The 18,098-nt window shown below is 50.8% G+C and carries 12 protein-coding genes; all 12 read right to left on the bottom strand.

What is annotated here, in order from left to right; genetic code table 11:
• Nucleotides 1–121 precede the first annotated feature (121 nt).
• Nucleotides 122–901, bottom strand: coding sequence for a SapC family protein (locus SELIN_RS01195; RefSeq protein WP_041725864.1), 780 nt, complete (start codon nucleotides 899–901; stop codon nucleotides 122–124).
• Between the two features lie 132 nt (nucleotides 902–1,033).
• Nucleotides 1,034–3,823, bottom strand: a complete 2,790-nt coding sequence (locus SELIN_RS01190; protein WP_013504877.1) for a DUF4214 domain-containing protein — start codon at nucleotides 3,821–3,823, stop codon at nucleotides 1,034–1,036.
• A 386-nt stretch (nucleotides 3,824–4,209) separates the two neighbouring features.
• Nucleotides 4,210–4,746, bottom strand: coding sequence for an Lcl C-terminal domain-containing protein (locus tag SELIN_RS01185; RefSeq protein ID WP_013504876.1), 537 nt, complete (start codon nucleotides 4,744–4,746; stop codon nucleotides 4,210–4,212).
• A complete protein-coding gene (locus tag SELIN_RS13645; RefSeq protein ID WP_013504875.1) occupies nucleotides 4,743–5,828 on the bottom strand; it encodes an Lcl C-terminal domain-containing protein in 1,086 nt (361 codons plus the stop codon). Before SELIN_RS13645 ends, SELIN_RS01185 begins: the two co-directional genes overlap by 4 nt.
• Nucleotides 5,829–5,846: 18 nt before the next feature.
• Nucleotides 5,847–7,631 (bottom strand): hypothetical protein, encoded by a 1,785-nt coding sequence (locus tag SELIN_RS01175; RefSeq protein WP_013504874.1) that lies wholly within the window; start codon nucleotides 7,629–7,631, stop codon nucleotides 5,847–5,849.
• A 2-nt stretch (nucleotides 7,632–7,633) separates the two neighbouring features.
• Nucleotides 7,634–8,527, bottom strand: coding sequence for a hypothetical protein (locus SELIN_RS01170; RefSeq protein WP_013504873.1), 894 nt, complete (start codon nucleotides 8,525–8,527; stop codon nucleotides 7,634–7,636).
• The gene (locus SELIN_RS01165) at nucleotides 8,524–9,465 is read right to left on the bottom strand and encodes a glycosyltransferase family 2 protein (protein WP_013504872.1); all 942 of its coding nucleotides are present in this window, start codon (nucleotides 9,463–9,465) and stop codon (nucleotides 8,524–8,526) included. Before SELIN_RS01165 ends, SELIN_RS01170 begins: the two co-directional genes overlap by 4 nt.
• Nucleotides 9,462–13,214 carry a glycosyltransferase gene (locus tag SELIN_RS01160; protein ID WP_013504871.1) on the bottom strand — a complete coding sequence of 1,251 codons (3,753 nt, stop codon included), beginning with the start codon at nucleotides 13,212–13,214 and terminating at the stop codon, nucleotides 9,462–9,464. Before SELIN_RS01160 ends, SELIN_RS01165 begins: the two co-directional genes overlap by 4 nt.
• Nucleotides 13,211–14,491: a class I SAM-dependent methyltransferase gene (locus SELIN_RS01155; RefSeq protein WP_013504870.1), complete on the bottom strand. Its 1,281-nt coding sequence runs from the start codon at nucleotides 14,489–14,491 to the stop codon at nucleotides 13,211–13,213. Before SELIN_RS01155 ends, SELIN_RS01160 begins: the two co-directional genes overlap by 4 nt.
• Entirely contained in the window at nucleotides 14,484–15,710 is a 1,227-nt protein-coding gene (locus SELIN_RS01150; protein WP_013504869.1) for an ABC transporter ATP-binding protein, read from the bottom strand. Before SELIN_RS01150 ends, SELIN_RS01155 begins: the two co-directional genes overlap by 8 nt.
• Nucleotides 15,707–16,501 (bottom strand): ABC transporter permease, encoded by a 795-nt coding sequence (locus SELIN_RS01145; protein ID WP_041725863.1) that lies wholly within the window; start codon nucleotides 16,499–16,501, stop codon nucleotides 15,707–15,709. Before SELIN_RS01145 ends, SELIN_RS01150 begins: the two co-directional genes overlap by 4 nt.
• Nucleotides 16,498–17,850 (bottom strand): phosphohexomutase domain-containing protein, encoded by a 1,353-nt coding sequence (locus SELIN_RS01140; protein ID WP_013504867.1) that lies wholly within the window; start codon nucleotides 17,848–17,850, stop codon nucleotides 16,498–16,500. Before SELIN_RS01140 ends, SELIN_RS01145 begins: the two co-directional genes overlap by 4 nt.
• Between the last annotated feature and the right edge of the window lie 248 nt (nucleotides 17,851–18,098).

The following is an 18,098-nucleotide window of genomic DNA, read 5'->3' as shown; positions in this document are numbered from 1 at the left end:
ACATTGCCCGCTGCCACTTGTCGTGCAATGCACGAAGAGTACGCCTCATTTCTCATTTTGCGGGTGCCTTGTATATCTTGGTTTTTCAGTTGCCTGCCTGATTTAGGTATTTAGCAAGCTGCTAAAACTTCAGTGTATCATCACCAATTTCAAAATCGAGACTATCCTGGGCCAACAGGTGTTCATGAGCACGTTGATTTATATACATGCTTCGCGCGCGCTGTAATAGCTCCATGCGTTTTTGTGCAAAAAGCTGGGCGTAAGCAAGCGCAAGTGCATTTTTTTTGCGCAACTCATAGAACTGCAGCTCGTCTATATTGTTCAGGAAACCTTCATTAATTCTATACAGCCCTTCAACGGGAGTAATATCATCACCTTCTTGAATCCCCAGTGGCCATGGCTCAATAATGTTCGCCTTATCAAGCGACTGCACAGCAGCATCAGTCGCAATTTTATTTTCAGTTATCTTTTGCAGGAAATGTACTATATTTTTCACTTCAGCTGCATGTTCACCTGAATCATCAAAAAAAGCTATATGTTCTTGATTGGCATGTATTAACCCTGAAGACTCATCAATGCCCAAGATTTTCTGACCCGCGTCAGCAACACGAATAAGCCCAAAGGGATAGCTTCTCAGTGCCGCAGGCACATAGCCACCCACCCATTTTCCAGCCGGTGTAATAAACCAGTTTTCATTGTTCTTCAGTGCTGCTATGGCTACCAGCTCAAGCTCACCAGTAGCATATCTTACAAAAGCCAAAGGCAAAGTTGCAATAACATCAGCCAACTCTGCTATCACAACTGGTATAATATTAAATTTTGAAGCAAATCTATAATCCTGGAACTTGGACCAGGATAAAGTCTTATATTTTTTTGCATTTAATGGAACAAGATCAAACAACTTCAACTCCCGATTACTTTCGGATTATACATGAAAAGCCCCGGCTAGCCGCCGGGGCTTTTCCAAATTCGCGCCAATCAACTACAAGCACACAATAAATCTACATTTATCCGGCTTGTATTTGATTTACACTTAAACCGTAAGATCGAACAGTGCAGTAACCTGCGCAGCTGTTACCGTAGTTACACCTTGCAACTTCAGAAGAACCTCGCCTGCGTCGAAGTTGCCATCACTGTTACCGATCACGAAGTACGTGTCACCACCATAGTAAATGGCTGTCACGTCTTCAGCAGCAGCGTCAAACTCCTGTACACTTACGTTATTCGTAGTCGCTCCAGACATCCCCGCATCCAAGAGGAAGGCAACAGCGTCATTCAAATCATAAGTGTCAGCAACAGTACTTGCTGCTATTTTATCTGTCCCGTCAATGTGGAATGCATCTCCACTGTTAAAGTCTGTAATGGTTACAATGTTCTTATTCTGGTAAGTACTACCAATGACGAACTTGTCATTACCAGCGCCACCAGTAATAGTGATGTTTTGATCAACGTTCACATTAAGGTCAACGGTAAACACATCGGCGCTTACACCACCTGTGAGTTCTACTTCTGCACGGGCGCCGATTTCTATGGTATTTTTACCAATAGTACTTCCGTACACCGCTGCTGTAGAACCCGCAACTGAGGCTGCATCATCGACAATAACCGTAATTCCACCAAGCAATTCGGTTGCCGCGACCGTAACACCTTCCTGATCAGCCCCTATTGCATTATTACCAAAAGTCATGCTTCCATTTCCGTCTACCTGAACATAGGCCAGTTCAGCCAAGCCATTTACATTCGCATCTTCAAAAGTGAATACCTTGCCTGTAGTCAGAACCAAAGAATTCAGAGCAGAAAGGTCAGAGTCATCATTAATCTGGAAGGCACCCGTCGCCTTCATTTCAATGGACTCCACTTTACCAGTGATAAGCGTCAAATCACCTGCTGCGACATCGGCAACAACAGACTCAGCCTGGTTAGCCTCAATGGTTGCACCATCCAGCAGGCCTTTAGCGTCAATAATTACGGAAGTTGCAACCTGGGCGTTAATCGAGCCACCAAAAGAAGTAAGTTCATCACCTTTTACATGGGTCACGCCGATAGCTTCACTTGCTTTGCCTGTTGCCACGTTCAAGGTCAGCTGATCTGCAGCTGTCAGCAGTATATCACTGTTAAGCGCAGTGCGTGCGGCTACGTTCACATTCACAATAGAGGCATTGTTGCTTATAACCTCTATTTCAGTTTCGCGTGGGGCCGTCTTATCGTTCGCAGCATCACCTGTAGTAATGGTAAGCTCGCCATAGCCGTCGTAAGTAGCCTTGCCCACTGTGGCAGAGCCAGCGGTAGCGGTCTGCAGCTGCAGAGTCATATTTTCTGCCTGCATTTGCGCCAGCACAACCGAGCCACCGACACCCATAGTTCCGAGCACTACTTTCTCAAGTCCGGAAACCGAGGCGGCTGCGAACGTCAGCTCTTGAGTAGCGGCGCCATTAATGCGCAGCTCTTCGAAGTTCTGCATATTGAGGGCAAGGGTATTATCAGCAGCACCACTGGTGGCATTATTGATCGTCAGAACGTCATAGCCTTCTCCACCATCAAGGGTTGCGATAATGTCGAGTTCGGTTCCATCTACAGTAATAGTGTCTTTACCGGCCCCACCCATAATGGTTGTGAAAGTGCCAGCGCCTGCGAGATTTGCTGTCACCGTCCCTGTTGCCGCTGAGGCATCAAAAGCCGTAACACCAGCTGCGACAGCAGTAATATCAACATTCCCTGAACCAAGTACGGAAATAGTCTTCGCTTCAGTAACGCTGGTCAGATTCACGAAGTTATTCCCTGCAACATCCAAAGAAAGGTCTTCGATACCAGCAATACTTACAGCAAGATTAATCTGAGCGGCAGTAGTTGTTTTGGCACTACCTACGCTATTCAGCGCGAGGGTAAGCGCGTCGTCAGAACCGCTCACTGCTGCGGCAGCGTATGTGAAGTCGAGGGTCCCCTCTTTTTGCCCGTTGACCGTAATAACATCAAGAAGCTCTTTAATGTTAGTTACCTTAACGTCTTTCGTAGTGGCATTCACCACGTACTCTGTAACGCCCTCTATACCATTAGCATTAAAGGTGCGCGCGAAATTGCTCTCATTGGTCAGCTCAATGGTCTCCACGTTTTTGAGGTACCCGTCACCGGTAAAGCCGTTAAAGTTGGCACCCAAAGCAACTTTCAGGACGTCGTTACCCTCACCACCGTCAATCTGGTCGCCCTGATCAAGGGTGCGTTTGGAAGCGAGGTTATCGGTAACTGCGATGATCGTATCGTTACCAGCAGTGCCTTCAACCACTTCCGCGCCGGACACCAGTGTAAATGTCTCACCTGGAACCTGCGTGGCCTCGTCAATTACGTCCTTGGCACTGTCTACAGTGGCAGGATCTTCGGTAACTCCGTCGAGCACTTCAGAGGCTTGGGCCTCATCTTCAATGCCAGACTCGGCAAAGTACGTGGCTACGGCCTTTTTGTTGGCTGCTATTGCCTTATCCTTGGCGGCTTCGGCTGCATTGGCACCTTCTGCGGGATAGTTGTCAGCACCAGCTACCAGTTCGGCAATCAGATCAGCACGGCTCAGTCCAGCTTCAAGGGCGGCACCCCAGAAAGCAAGACCTTCAGCGTCAGCAACTCGGCCAAAGAACGCCTGGTATGCTTCGTTCAGGAATGCAGTGTTGTCAGCAGAGGCGAAGGAGCCGGAGCTCTCAATCATGTCTGCTGCCACTTCAGATTTGGTCTTCCCTGCGGATGCAGTTTCCAGGGCTTCCAGCTCGGATTTACGGGGTGCGCGTCCGAAGCTTGCTACATAAAGCTCAATAATTTCTGCGGTTGTAACGCTCATACATTAACCTCTCAAATTTGGATTTTACCTATAACTGTCTTTCTCTGCCGATCAATCAGTGTCCCCTTGGCCACCTCCTGCAAACAAACGGGCCACAGTTCGCCATGATGAAACCCTCCTTTTTTTGTAATCGAGTTACGTCACGATGATTCCCGTTGCAATCTACAGGAGATCCAAACGGCATCCTCTACACATCGATTAGTTTTTAATGATTCAATGACCCCTTGTCAAGCTCTTTTATATGTTTTTTCTATGGATTCAGGTTGTTTTCCCTGTGGTGCATGTTTTTTTTTTCGCAAAAACCTCCTTCTTCGTTGAGACAGGGTGACTCGGCGACGACGCCAAGTTCCGCCGTTAAAAAAATGTGTTTTTCGTGTCAAATCGCATCATTGCTGCTGCGCGCCAGGGCGAACGAGTCGTATATGGCTGAGTTGCCAGTTGTCGTAGGTATAGCTGTGTCCGCTGAGGAAGCGTATATTCCAGGATGCGCCCGGTCGGCGGGGTGCGGGACTGGATGTCCAGTAACGTTCACTGGGTGTGGCGGGAAAGATTCGGGTGTTGATGGTTGGCTGGGTACAGGCGTTTTCCATGAGTGACGCGAGTTCTTTTACGTTTGGAACGCGCCAGTCACTGTACTGGCTGTGGGTATGGGCCTGTGCATACTCCAGTGCCTGTTGCCAGGTAAAGGTGATGGCCTGGCCTGTGCAGGTTGTTCCGTCCCATTGCTGGCCTTCACTGCATCGTTTCCACATGAGGCCGGTTCTGGTGTCGGTGACGGTTGCATCGTGGTGCTCCACAAACTGGCTGTCGGGTGTGGTGGGGGTAATGGTCTCACGACAGATGTGGGCGGCACGACTGCTGGCACTACTGATGCTGATAATTACTAGTGCGAGTGTCGCTATTATGGGCATTTTGCCTTTCATGGCTTCTCCTTGTGGCTGCGCACGAGTCGCACGTGGTGAGCGATGTGCTTGAAGTTGGTGAAGTCGTTGGCGTTGCCAAAGTTGATGCCCCAGGCGAAGTAGTGGTAGTCGGCATTGGGGCTGGCGCTCCAGTACCAGCCTGCCATGGTTGCAGGGAAGTAGTCTGTGTCGATGGCGACTTTATGCTGGCTGTAGTCAATTATGGAGCGGAGCTCTTCGCGTGTGGGCAGGCGCCAGTCACGGGAGCCACACAGGGTGCTGATGTTGACTGCGATTATGTATTCGTGTGTGTTACAGGCCGGGAGGTGGTTTGTGCAGTTTTCGGGTTTTGGGGGGCTGGTTTGCACTGCTCCGGGGTTGCCTCCGTCGTCATATCCACTGGGGTTATACCAGGTGTAGGTGTGCTGCGCGTTATGAAGGCCAGGGCCTGGGCTCTTGCTTTCCCACATGAGGCCGGTGTGATTGTCGAGTACGCAGGACCATGTGGGGCTGCTGGGGGGGAGGGGGGTTCCATCGGCGCTTATTTTCGTGAAGTCAAAGCCTGCGTTGCCGTTGCCGATTTTCAGGATTGTTCCCTGGCGAGCGGCGAAGTCTCGTCCGGTATCGGCGTCCTGGCGGGGTGCTGCTGCCTGGGGGCAGGTGGTATCCGCCTGGCTGGCTGTTGCGCAGCTGTGTATTCCGGTGTCGTTGAGTTTGGTGGTGGCGCAGGTGATGGTAATTACGGGCTGGCTATGGGTGGTTATGGTGCCGCTTGGGTTCTGTATGCTGCAAAGTTGCTGCCATGGATGTTGTATTATCTGGATGTGATAGCTGGTGTCGGGGGCCTGGGTGCCGAGGAAATAGGGGGTGTTGTTGGCTGTGTGGTCAATGTGGATGGGGGGGTGCTGGTTATATTGTATTTGCAGGGTGTGATTCTGGGCTATGCCCTGGATGGTTGCCTGCAGCGGAATGTGCTGGGCGGGGGTGTCGGGCGGGGTGGTTCCCGGCTTCTGTGATATGGGATCTGTGCTGCTTTTACTGCCACACCCTGCGATGAGCAGGATGATGACAATCAGGGAAAAGGCAGGGCGTCTTACGGGCATGTGCGGTCCTTCAAATGATTATGGGGTTTGCAGGCGCAGGGCGGTGTAGTATTCCCTGGTCTGTATGTGAATGCCAGGGTATGAGGCAAACTGGGGCAGGATCTGTTCTATGGCGTCTCTGTGTTCTGTGGGATAGGGCCAGTAGTGGGCAGCCCAGAGCATGTCTATGTGAGGCAGGACTACGGTGTCTGCTGTAGTTTCGGTGAGTAACGTGATGGTTCGCGATACAAAGTGTTCATCGATGACTGCCATGGGATATTGCCGGAGTGTCATGGGCCAGTTGGCACGGGCCTGGGCGAGGTTTTTATCGCCACCGATGTTATAGGCCCGTATCCGGGCTGCTGACGCAAGGTAATTCACCAGAAAGTCGTTGCGGTAGGGTAAAAAGGCTACGTACTCTCCGGGGCGAGTGTCGAGCTTGAGATCGACGAGTATGGTTTGCTGGATTTGTTGAAATGCCTGGTAATTTTTATGATTGCTTTGCCACTTGCGCTGCAGATGGGGAAGGTTGCTGGTGATAAGCAGCGTGAATGTCAGAGTGGCAAGAGTGATGCGCTTTGCGCGGGGCATGGGTGTGCGGGCGAGGGCAAGGTTAACAATTGCCCAGCTTCCAAGCATGCCGAGGGCGCTCCAGCGGTAAGAGGCACGCATGTTGTTAAATCCGGGAAGATAACGGGATATCACGGCATTTGCGGTGGGAGCGATGGCATGGGATGCTTGCATTCCTCCATCGGGCGTAGGGTGCGGTTTGGTGGAGTTGATTTTCAGCGATGGGCCCAGGCTCATGTAATAGCCAATCGCGGCAAGCAACACCAGGATGGTGACAATTTTGCGGGTGTGCTTCAGGGTCGGGTACAGGGCTATGGCGCTGGTGAGAACAAGGGGCAGGGCAAAGGTGGTTACCCATACAGAGGCGTCGCCAAAGTAGGTTTCAGCGCTGCGAGGGATGCTAAGACCCAGCGCGTCCCAAAACCAGTGAACTCCCTGGGTGGGTACGGCGATGAAGCTGAGGTCGAGTCCCCAGCCCCGAAAGAAGCTTATTGGAGCGCGTTCGTAGGTGCTTTGACCAATATACAGGGCAAATAGGGTGTAGGCAAGGCTCAAGCCAAGGAATATTACGGGAGCCAACTGGAAGAGTATTTGGCGCCGCTGGCTGGGGTTCTGCCAGTAGGTAGCAAGGTATATGGCTGCTGTTGCGGTTGCAAACATCATGAATGTATAGCCGTCCATAAAGATACTTATGAGGCAGAGGGCAAGGTAAAGTGCTATGGCGGGTTTTCTGCGGGGAGAGGACTGGCGGCTGTGCCAGGCAAGGTTCAGGGTGCTCCATATGTAGGTTGGCAGGAGGGCTATGCCCATGGAGAGCATGGAGTAGCTGGCGTGGTTCCAGATAATGGGCAGGCTCATCCAGGTGAGGGCACTGAGAATGGCGAGGTTTGGACTGAGGCCAAGGTAACGGCTCAGTCGCCATGCACCGTAATAGGCGATAGTAAACCAAAGGGCGGCCATGGTGGCATATGCATTGGGGGCTTCGAGGCCGAGGGCCAGTAAAAGGGTGGTAGTGTAGGCTCCTGCCAGTCCAAAGGCAATTGCTGCTGGTTCAGGGGCTCCCATATTTGTGGCGTGGATAGCCATGAGTGACTGGTTCAGGAACGACTGCCCAAACCCGACTGTCCAGACTGCTTGCCCGAGAGTGGGTATTGCAAGAAAGGGCACTGCGCCCTGAATCACAAGCACGATAGGAATGGTAAGCAGAAATAGAAGCCGGGTGTTGCTGGTTGTTGGCTGAGCTGCTGTTGTCATGGTCAGCTTCCTGAAAAGGGTGAGGTTTGCTGTTTGCTATGGGTGGTGGCTAAAAAAAAGAGGGCTATGTCTGCGATGGTTGTTATGACGCGGCTGATGGCTATGGCAAGAAGCAGGTGGGCTTCATGGGCTGTGTGTGTCAGCAGGAGCAGCAAGATGGCTTCGCGAATGCCCAGGCCAGCTGGCGCACCGGGGGTTATGAGACCGATGAGCCATGCTATAATATAGGCTGCGGTCCAACTGGTAAGCAAACTCAGATCCACAGGGGTTCTGGTGATTACGGTCATGAGTATCGCAAAGGTAAGGCCGCTTATGCCAAGGAAGAGCACCTGGAGGGCGGCTGCTTTGTTGGCGTCGGGGCCAAAAAATCGCCTCAGGACTCCCAGGAGTATCATAACAAGAGTTATGTACAGGATAAGGAGGATGGGGATGCCGGGAACTGATATGGTCATGTGGTGACTCAGCAGTGGGGGGATAAGAATGAGGAACAGGCTGCCGCTGCCGACCATGAGGGTTATTTCCCAAAATGCCGATTTCAGGAGCACGGTGGCTTGTATTCCAGCTGCCATGCCAAGTGTCTGGCGTCCGGCGAATTGAAAGATATTTCCAGGGAGGTATTTGGCGATGTCACTGGCTCCATAGGCGTAAAGGGCCCATGCCCAGTGAACGGGGGTCTGCTGGGCGTGGAGCAGATGGTACCAGATACGGGCCCTTATGGGGTTTGCGGCGCTGTAGACCAAGCAGAGTAAGGGTATGGCGAGCCAGGTGGCGGAGGTTATCCTGCCTGGATCCAGTGCATGAATGTTCTGCCAGAGGCGCTGTGCGACAAAGACTATGGCAATAAGAGCGATAAGGGTTCCTGCGGTGTGGAGGAGTTTTTTGTGGTGCGTTTTCATAGTTTCGAGGCGGTATTGTTCTGCATGAGGCGAACTTCCTCAAGCAGTTTACGGTTTACGCTGAGCAGGTCGGCGATGAAGGCGATGAGCCCGGTCTGAAATCCCATGCCCATCAAAAGGCCTGCAAGAATAAGTGACTGCACATAGCCTTCACCATTTCCGGTGAAATAGTAATAGAGAAAACGCAAGCCAATGGAGAAACCAAGGGCAAAAAGGATTGCGCCAATGGTCATAAAAAAGCGAAATGGCTTATAGACGACGAAGATGCGAATAATGGTAATGATGGATTTTTTTATGTAGCTGGGGATGCTTTTGACGAGGCGTGAGGGGCGCAGATCTTCGTTGACGCCAACGGGTACGGATGTTATGGCCATGCCTTTCTGGCCAGCCTGAATAATGGTCTCAAGGGTGTAGGTGTACTCGTTAAAAACGTTTAAACGCATAGCGCACTCTCGGCTCATGGCGCGAAAGCCACTGGGGGCATCGGGTATGTCGGTTTTGCTGGCGACGCGAACGACCCAGCTCCCAATTTTCTGGAGAACTTTTTTGACTGGAGAAAAGTGTTCGATGGCGCTGATGGGGCGCTCACCTATGACATAGTCGGCCTTGCCTCCAATTATAGGGGCGACAAGGGCTGGTATGTCAGCGGCGTTATATTGATTATCAGCGTCGGTGTTGATGATAACATCGGCTCCTTCTGCCAGGGCCCGCTTTATGCCGGCCATGAAGCCTTTGGCCAGGCCCTGGTTCCTGGTGAAGCTGACGATGTGATCAACTCCGCATCCTCTGGCAATTTTTACGGTGTCGTCGGTGCTGCCGTCGTCTATGATGAGCCACTCTACGATTTCAAATCCCTCCACGTGGCGCGGGAGGGCTGCAAGAGCAATGGCGAGGGTTCCTGCTTCATTATAGCAGGGTATCTGGATAATAAGTTTCATGGTACTCCCGGTTTTGTTAATTTCCCCCACAGGTTCTGGGCGCTTTCCTGCCAAGTGAGCCAGGGCAGGTTCTGGGAGGCTGGGTGCTGTTCGCTGCGGTATAGTTCAAGCCAGTTAGTTATGGCGTGAGCAAGTTGCTCCGGGTTATGGGCCTGGAAGTACCAGGCGTGCTCCCTGGCGACTTCACGGAAGACAGGAATGTCCCTTGCTATAATGGGGAGGCTGTGTTGAGCGGCTTCTATAAGGGGAAGCCCAAAGCCTTCGCCGTAGGATGCTGCTATGAGGCTGGTGCTGGCTGTGTATACTTTTTCAAGGTACTGGTCACTGATGCCTTCCAGCCAGAACAGGCGGCTGTCAAGTTCAGGATGGTTCTGCATATACTGTATAGTCCTGGGTATATCGCGACGGGCTTCATCTGGCAAGCCTTGCCACCCCTCGCGGCCAACGATTACCAGGTTCACATTTACCTTGTTTCTCCAGAGTATGTCAAAAGCATGGAGCACCTGCAGGTAGCCTTTGCGTGGTTCGATGGTGCCGACCATGAGGAAGGTGGGGCGCTGGCGCATGTGTTGCAAAATGGACGATGCTTCTTCGGGGATTCCGGTTGTGGGTGCGCTCTGGCTGATATCAGCTCCGTGGTGGGAGTGCTGAATGGTGAGTGGCTGTCTGCGGTTGGCAGGGTGCTGTTTATACCACTCCTGCAATTGCTGCGCTACGGCGTTGCTGACGCATATGATGTTGTGCGCGACTTCAGTGAGCACTTGCAGCCACTGGGCGAAGGGTTGATCCGCCCCTGGCGGGAAATACTCTGGATGACTGAGTGGAAGCAGGTCGTGTACCATAAAATGGATGGTGACTCCCTGGTTGGCGAGCGCTGTATAAAGGTTGTGACGATATGCAGACAGTGTCTGGTGCAAGGCGAGTTCTGTGCTGAGAAAGTGGTCGCCAGGCCAAACTTCAAGGGGTTCTTCAGTGAGAATATGGGTGGGTATGCCCAAAAGGGTGCAGGTATAGTTGCGCGCGTAGTAGTAGCTCCAACGCTGATTGCGCTCAACCAGGCATACGGGCTCGATGCGATAGCCTTGTGGTGGCGCCTGCAAAAGAGCAAGGAACAGAGCACGGGTAACCCGCTCAATGCCGGTTCGAAGGTCATTGGTGCTGGTGGCGGTCACGTCAACGAGAAGCTGTTGCTGTCTGGCTGGGGCTGGAATACTTTTGCCTATTGCCTGGGCAAGTTCGCGCAGGCAGCTCTGATCGTGGTTGGCGGTGTCTGTTGCAAGGGTTCTGATAAGGCCATGGGCGGTGCGCATGGCCTGGTTATGAAAACTTTCGATGTGATGGGTGTAGTGGCTGGCGCTGTGGCAGGGCTGGTGGCGATCCTGCACGTATTTTACTGCTCTTTTTCCAATTTCTCCGCGCAGGGGTTCGTTGCTTTGAAGCGTTTCGATTGCGCGCGCTAGTTGCTGAGGTTCAATGATATCCGGGAGTCGAAAGACGGTGTCTTCCGGAAGTTCGGCTAGATAGCCATGGGCATTGACAATGGTTGGTATGGCATAATTGAGACAATCGAGAATGGCAGCGGAGGTTTCTCCCCTACTGTCAGTGCGCAGTTGAACGGCTATGTCCGCGGCGGCAAGCCAAAGGTGATAGGTACTTTCGTCTACCCACTGAGTACACTTTACGTTCGTTACACTCTGGATGCTCTTTTTCATGATATGACTATAGGGGTCACGGGGGTCGGAGGCCCCAACAAATACGAGTTGCATGTTCGGATTATTGCTGAGCCTGGAATGTGTCCATGCCTGGCAAATCAGGTGACTGAGTTTGGTTGGCGCTATGTGTCCAAAACTGCAAACCATAAATGCCTGCGGATCTATGCCAAGTTGCTGGCGAGCCTGCTGGCTGCTAAGTGCATGGGGAGTCGCACGCGGCAATGGGGCAAATGCAATTACATCAGAAACCTGGGGGCCGTAAGCGTTTTCTAGTACTGCTTTTGAGTGCTCTGAATGAACAATGACACCATGGGAGCGCCTGAGTACATGAAGGCTGCAGGGGTAATTTTTAATAGCTTGTTCTGTGCCGCTGTCGCCACGGTATTTTTGCTGCAGAGCGAGATAGCCATGGTCATAATAGAGCTGCCGCGAAAAATGGGGTTCAGCTGTGTTTTTTTCCATATGCTCGAGGATGCCACTGAGAAAGGCATCGTGAAGCACAACGGTACCAGGGTGCTGCTGCAGGAGAGAAAACATGTAGTCATGGTATGCTGAATTTCCAAACTGATACAGTATTCGCTCATAGGTGTGAGCTGTGCCGGGAAATTCCTGAAGTTTTCGGTGCTTCAGGTGTTGCGCTATCCAGGAGTTTTCCATGAACTCCTGGTCAGAAAAAATTTCTATTTGATAGTACTCGCTCAATGCTGGCAACAGTATGGCGCTGTGATCAGCAATGCCACTTTTCTGAGGGGGCAGGGGGGAAAGAAATGCCATTGTCGGTTTATGTTGTCTTGCCGGGCGGGTCTGGACTATTTCGGGGTGCTGTGCTGCTTGCTCAAGTGCCACCAGCGCTTTTTGTGCTGTTTGCTTCCAGCTGAATTTCCGGGCTTGTTTGAGTCCAGTGGCGATGAGTTGCCTGCAGTAGTCATGGTCTGTGAGTGCCTGTTGAATTCTCTGTCGAATTTGATCTGTATCGAAGGGATCAAACATGGCGTGGGGGTTTGCAAGGACTTCGGGAAGACTGGTGCGGTCTGAAGCGAGTGCGGGGGCGCCACTGGCCATGGCCTCGAGCACGGGAAGGCCAAAGCCTTCATGCCAGGAAGGGAAGACAAATACGGCACAAAGATTATAGAGGCAGGCTAATTGCTGATCGTCCACATAGCCGGTAATTACGGTTTCTGTTTCGTCAAGCCCGGATTGTCGGGCCTGGTGTTTGAGTTGACGGGATTGCTCAGGGCTGAGCTTGCCGACAAATACAAGTTGATGTTGTTGGCGTATGGTGGCGGGTATGCCGGCATATGCCTGGATGAGTCGAGCCAGGTTTTTGCGATTATCGGTTCCACCGGTATACATGACAAATTTCCCGGTAATGCCGAAACTGCTCAGAAATATTTGAGCCTGGTGATTCGGTATGCTCCTGGGTGCAAAGTGACTGTCACATGCAGTCCCGATGATACTTATAGAAGATTGGGGTAATGTAAGGGCATCAAGGCCTTCCTGAGCACTGTGCTGGGATATGGCAAGGTGCGCATCGGCTTTTTTCAATTGCTTTATGGCGTTTTGGTAGAATTCCCGGTAGCGGTGATCCTGGAGATAGGTGTCGGGATTCAGCAGGGGAATGAGATCGTAGAGCACAACGGCGACTGGTGTGCTGGGATCGTGTTGCTTCAGGCTGACTACGGCGTCATCGTAGCATCCTTCAAAGAGACTGGTGATGAGTACTCTATCTGGCTTAAGGGCTGCAATAGCTGCTTCCCGGATGTATGTGGCGTTTTTACGGCGCTGGGTATTGTCACTCAGATGAAAACTGACTGGCCCGGGCGAGCACCACTGATGGATATGGTGCTGCGGAAGGTGACCACAAAGCTCACTGCGTATTGCTTCAACGCTTTCCGGGAAGTGAGCGCTGAGCATGATGTGAATTTCATGATGCCCTGCTATGGAAAGCAGAGCTTTGGTAAGTGACATGGAGTAACGGCCAATTCCGCGGTAGCGGCTTGCGGTCTGCGCTCCCTGAAGGTCTATTACCACTCTCATGTGTCACCTATCTTCCTTTGCTTCGCCACTCTTTGTAATTGCCGATAAATTTCGCAGGCGTGAGGACCAAGCTCTGATACTGCCTGCAATGCAGCTTGAAAATTGCCTGGGTTGCGATAGGTAGTGTATTTGCGGCGCAGATAATTTTCAAGCGGCGGCGCTATAGTGATTACTTTCGTGCAAAAGCGGGCTAAGCGTGGGTATTGCTGCAATTTGTGGGCGATTTTACCTATGCTGAGGTTATGGCGCAAGCGTTGAATACCTGTGCGCATGTTGCGCAAGTAACTGGCAAGGGTACGCAGGGGCTGTGTTATACGCCAGGAACGACTGTTGAATACCGCCTCCATGGTCTGTGCCAGTTGATAGGTTTGTGCCTGCTGCCGCGTAAGCTCTGCATACACTTGATGCATTTCGTGCTGCATGTGAGACTGCAGCTGCTGAAATTGCCTGGCCTGAAATTCGAGTTCTGCAGAAAGCGCATGGGTTGTTTGCTTGTGTATGTTATCAATGTAATCCATTCGCCCATGGATGGCTTGGTCATAACGCTCACTGAGCTGCGCCAGGGTTGTGCCTGCCGAGGTTTCAAAGAGCTTGTCGAAACGTTGCACATACTGATCCAATGAGTTTTTCTGTGCAATAATCCCATAGTCTGGACTCACTGCATGGAGTACGTCATAAAAACATATGTTTTTCTTGCTACCGATGTCCTGAGGTTCCTGAAGTCCTACTATGATACTGCGCATAAATCCGCTTTGCTGAACAAGAAACTGGAGCAAGGAGGCGGGAACTGGCCGCTGATGCGTGGGATCAGTGTAGAATTCACTTGTGGCTACAAGCAGGTTATCCGGATTTGGAGTTTCAAGTATCAACAATCCTGCTGGTTTTAATACGCGCATAGCTTGCTGAATCAGCTCCTGCTGGGTGACAAAAGGCAGGTGCTCCACAAGATGAAACGCACTGACCACAAGTTGGCTTTGGTCTTCAAGTGCCCGCAGGTGGGTAAGGGCATCTCGCTGCTGCACGTTGAGATTTTTGCCGTAGCAATATTCAAGCATGCCGGAATCAAGGTCCACTCCCTCGGCATGAAATCCAGCTTCACTGAGGACTTCAAGCCATTCACCTCGCCCGCATCCAAGGTCTGTGACGCAATGGGGGGGGGCGTGTATTTCCTTTAATGGTAAGACAAATGGCAGGTAGAACTGAAGCCGTTTGCGTATCAGTTCAGAACTGCCTCGAAATTGTTTTTCAAACTGGCTGTAAAATGTGCTTTCACTCATAGTCTATTTGCACCTTGGTTGGAGGAATCCACGCATTGCCAGAGAATTTCTCGCGACTGGTGTTCGTAACGTCAAAAACAAGTGCAAGGTCTTTCCACTCATAATTGTTTTTCAAGTGATTTTCGGCACTGTGAAGCGCCGTGCTGACAGAATAGCTTCCCACTCCAAGGTTTACCGGAAATTCTACACTGTAAGTAATTTGCTGCTGCGGCCGGAGATTGAAAAGCACGTCCTGAGTATAAAAGGTATTGGTACCAAACATGACTTGTCCATAACGGTTTTTCAGAGCATATCCAAACACAAGTTCTGCTACCGGCAAAAGAACTTTTACCTTTACCTGCAGAGTGACTCTCTCACCAACTTCCAGCGTATCGGTTACCTGCCCCTTATGGTTGCGAATATAAATTTCCTGTGTCTTCACTTCTGCTGTACCAGATATGACTTGCCTGCTCGCGTCAGCGGTGCTGTTAATAGTTATGCCGCTGCCTTCTTTGTGAGCGATCAGGGCATTATAGTAGTCAAGCACTTCCGAGGGAGCCCCTTCCTGCTGAACGCTCCCTTGGCTCAGGAGTATAGCCCTATTGCACAGAGTTTTGATTGAGTTCGCGTCATGGGATACAACGATAAGGGCGGTCCCCTGCTCCCGGAATGAGCGTATGCGGTCAAAACTCTTATGCTGAAAGTACATATCACCTACGGAAAAGGCTTCATCTATTACTAAAATTTCAGGCCGATATGCGCTCACTATAGCGAAGGCTAGGCGGGCCTGCATACCGCTGGAATACACGCGTAAAGGAGCATCAAAATATTCATGGATTTCTGCAAAGTGCTCGATCTGCTCTATCTGCTGCTGGATCTGCCTGGGCGTAAAACCCATCAGGCCAAGACTGTGCTGAGCATTCTGTCGCCCGGTGAGCTCTGGGTTAAAGCCCATTCCAAGCTCCAGGATTGCTCCTATTCGTCCTCGAAGAGTCACGCTTCCTTCAGTTGGGGGAAGGGTTCCTGCTATTATTTTCAGCAGTGTTGACTTGCCTGCCCCGTTTTCACCAATAAGGCCTATCGACTCGCCAGCCTGCACCTCAAAACTGATATTACGCAGTATCCACTTTTCATGTTGTGCCGTAATGCGGGGAAAAAACCAGGAGGCAACTCGCGACAGTTCAGAACGGTAGCGCCGGTAAGACTTCCCGACACCCGATACGGAGAGTAAACTGCTCATAGCGCGTCTGCCATTTCCATACTGGCTTTACGGAAAAGTACCAGTGAGAGACCAAGTATGCCCAAGGCCAAAAATGTCAGTACCACAATGGGAGTTATTTCGGGCCTACTATTGTACACCAGCAGACCCTGATAGGCATTTGTCAGGTGGTACACGGGATTGAGCCAAAGTACGTGACGCAGGCTCTCGGGCACGATCGATACCGGGTATACAATTGGGGTAAACCAAAATAAAAACTGGAGGACTATTGGCACTAATTGCCCCGTATCCCGAATGAAGACATTAAATATGCCTAGTATTATCCCAATTCCTGACGCCAGAAGAATCATAACAAGCATAAGCAGCGGCAACCAGAGAATATGCACCCCTGGAAAATGTCCAAGCGCGCTGAATATTGCCATTATGACAAGAAACAATACAGTATGATTGACTATGCTGGTGCCTATAATGATAAGTGGCAAGGTTATCTTGGGAAACGAAACCTTTTTTATAAGTGACGCATTGTCAATAAACATGGTTAAGCACCTGGATATAATTTCAGCAAAAAGGCTCCACGCAAGCACTCCCGCTGAGAGGTAAATTGCATATGCATAGGTATTCTCTACCCCAGGAAGTTTCGCTGAGAGGATTCCAGACAGAATAAACGCAAATACTGCCACCTGAGCCAACGGCTGCAGAATCATCCAGGTTGCGCCAAACCGACTGCCGGCAAAGCGTATTCGGAGTTCATTGACTATAGATGATACTATAAATATGCGGAATTGCCAGGCACTTCGAATCAGGTGCATCAAAGTTCACCTGATGATATCAAATAAGAGAGTTGTTTGGTCTTTTCCCTCATGAGCTCTTCGTCCACTCGAGACTCAACATTCAGACGAAGCAGCGGTTCAGTATTTGACGACCTAAGATTAAAGCGCCAGTCCGAAAAACCCATGCTCAAGCCGTCAATGAAATCCACAACAGCGTCTGATGATCTGTAATAATCATGTACCCGCTCAATGATTTGTTGCGGGTTGCTTACGGTAAAGTTCAATTCACCGCTGCAGGGATAGGCTTTTATGCGATCATCAACCAACTGGGCTAAAGTCTGGCCTGTTTGGCACATGAGCTGCGTTATCAGCAGCCAGGGAATCATTCCACTATCGCAGTAGTGAAAGCTGCGGAAATAGTGGTGGGCACTCATTTCACCTCCATAAAGTGCGTCGTACTGTCGCATGTACTGTTTCATAAAGGCGTGACCCGTTTTGGACTGTATGGTTTTCCCCCGGGCTTGCTGTACCATCTCTATGGTATTCCAGGTTAAGCGCGGATCATGAATTATTGTCTGACCGGGGTGTTGCTGTAAAAGCATCTGGGCCAGCAAACCTACTATATAATAGCCTTCGATAAAACGCCCACTGGAGTCATAAAAAAAGCAGCGGTCAAAATCCCCATCCCACGCGATTCCAAGGTCAGCCTTGTGATCAAGTACGGCCTGGGCGGTTCTGATGCGATTTTCAGGCAAAAGAGGGTTTGGAACACCATTGGGAAAACTGCCGTCTGGAGTTTCATTCTGAAAAATAATATTATAGGGCAAATATTTTGCCAGCTCTGCGACCACAGGACCAGCGCAGCCATTGCCGGGATCAGCGACAAGAGTCAATGGACGCAAATCTCTGTCATTGACGTAACTGAGCATGTGCTTGACGTAGCTCTCGCGCAGGGAGCGCTTGCTAATACTGCCCTTGCTTTCACTTCCGGCGGAGAGCCACGATCCAGAAAGAATTTGCATACGGATTGCACGCAATTCGGCAGAGCTCAAAGGAACTGCGTGAGAACCCACCAGCTTCATGCCTCCGTACCCTCTCGGGTTATGACTTGCAGTGACCATAATACCGCCATCGGTGCCAAGTTCAGCCGTAGCGTAATAAACTTCCTCGGTACCACAAAGGCCAAGATCAATGACGCTCACCCCGGCGTCGTTGAGTCCCGCGACTAAGGCATCGGACAACTCAAGGCTTTCGTGCCGCATATCATGTCCAACAACCACATTCTCAGAGTGAAAAAGTGAAGCATAAGCTCTGCCTATATTATAGGCAATAGGTTCATTCAGTTCTGTTGGAACTTTACCGCGAATATCATAGGCCTTAAAACAATCCATGCATTCGTCCTCTACATGTATTCTCAACAAGCAAATAACGGAGCACTATATCAGTGACTGCCGAACACTTGCAACGTAAATTCGCAAGAAATCAAATCTAGTGACGCGATATCGCTCCCTTGACAAATGCGATCTTGAGGAGTAGTTTTCCGAGTTGGCTTTGGGAAGACATATGAAGAAAAAGAGCAGAGAATCGCCAGTAAAATCATGCGGAAGCCTGGCGAAAAGACAAGCAATGCCAGGTGCAC

Source organism: Desulfurispirillum indicum S5 (genome assembly GCF_000177635.2).
GTDB classification, from domain to species: Bacteria; Chrysiogenota; Chrysiogenetes; order Chrysiogenales; family Chrysiogenaceae; genus Desulfurispirillum; species Desulfurispirillum indicum.
The sequence above is the reverse complement of the archived record's forward strand: the minus strand, read 5'-3'. Positions and strand labels throughout refer to the sequence as shown.

Coding starts and splice junctions, on each gene's coding strand:
- SELIN_RS01160 (WP_013504871.1), bottom strand. CDS start 13,214: ATGAGAGTGGTAATAGACCTTCAGGGAGCGCAGACCGCAAGCCGCTAC.
- SELIN_RS01170 (WP_013504873.1), bottom strand. CDS start 8,527: ATGAAAACGCACCACAAAAAACTCCTCCACACCGCAGGAACCCTTATC.
- SELIN_RS01175 (WP_013504874.1), bottom strand. CDS start 7,631: ATGACAACAGCAGCTCAGCCAACAACCAGCAACACCCGGCTTCTATTT.
- SELIN_RS01150 (WP_013504869.1), bottom strand. CDS start 15,710: ATGAGCAGTTTACTCTCCGTATCGGGTGTCGGGAAGTCTTACCGGCGC.
- SELIN_RS01190 (WP_013504877.1), bottom strand. CDS start 3,823: ATGAGCGTTACAACCGCAGAAATTATTGAGCTTTATGTAGCAAGCTTC.
- SELIN_RS01140 (WP_013504867.1), bottom strand. CDS start 17,850: ATGGATTGTTTTAAGGCCTATGATATTCGCGGTAAAGTTCCAACAGAA.
- SELIN_RS01155 (WP_013504870.1), bottom strand. CDS start 14,491: ATGAGTGAAAGCACATTTTACAGCCAGTTTGAAAAACAATTTCGAGGC.
- SELIN_RS13645 (WP_013504875.1), bottom strand. CDS start 5,828: ATGCCCGTAAGACGCCCTGCCTTTTCCCTGATTGTCATCATCCTGCTC.
- SELIN_RS01165 (WP_013504872.1), bottom strand. CDS start 9,465: ATGAAACTTATTATCCAGATACCCTGCTATAATGAAGCAGGAACCCTC.
- SELIN_RS01185 (WP_013504876.1), bottom strand. CDS start 4,746: ATGAAAGGCAAAATGCCCATAATAGCGACACTCGCACTAGTAATTATC.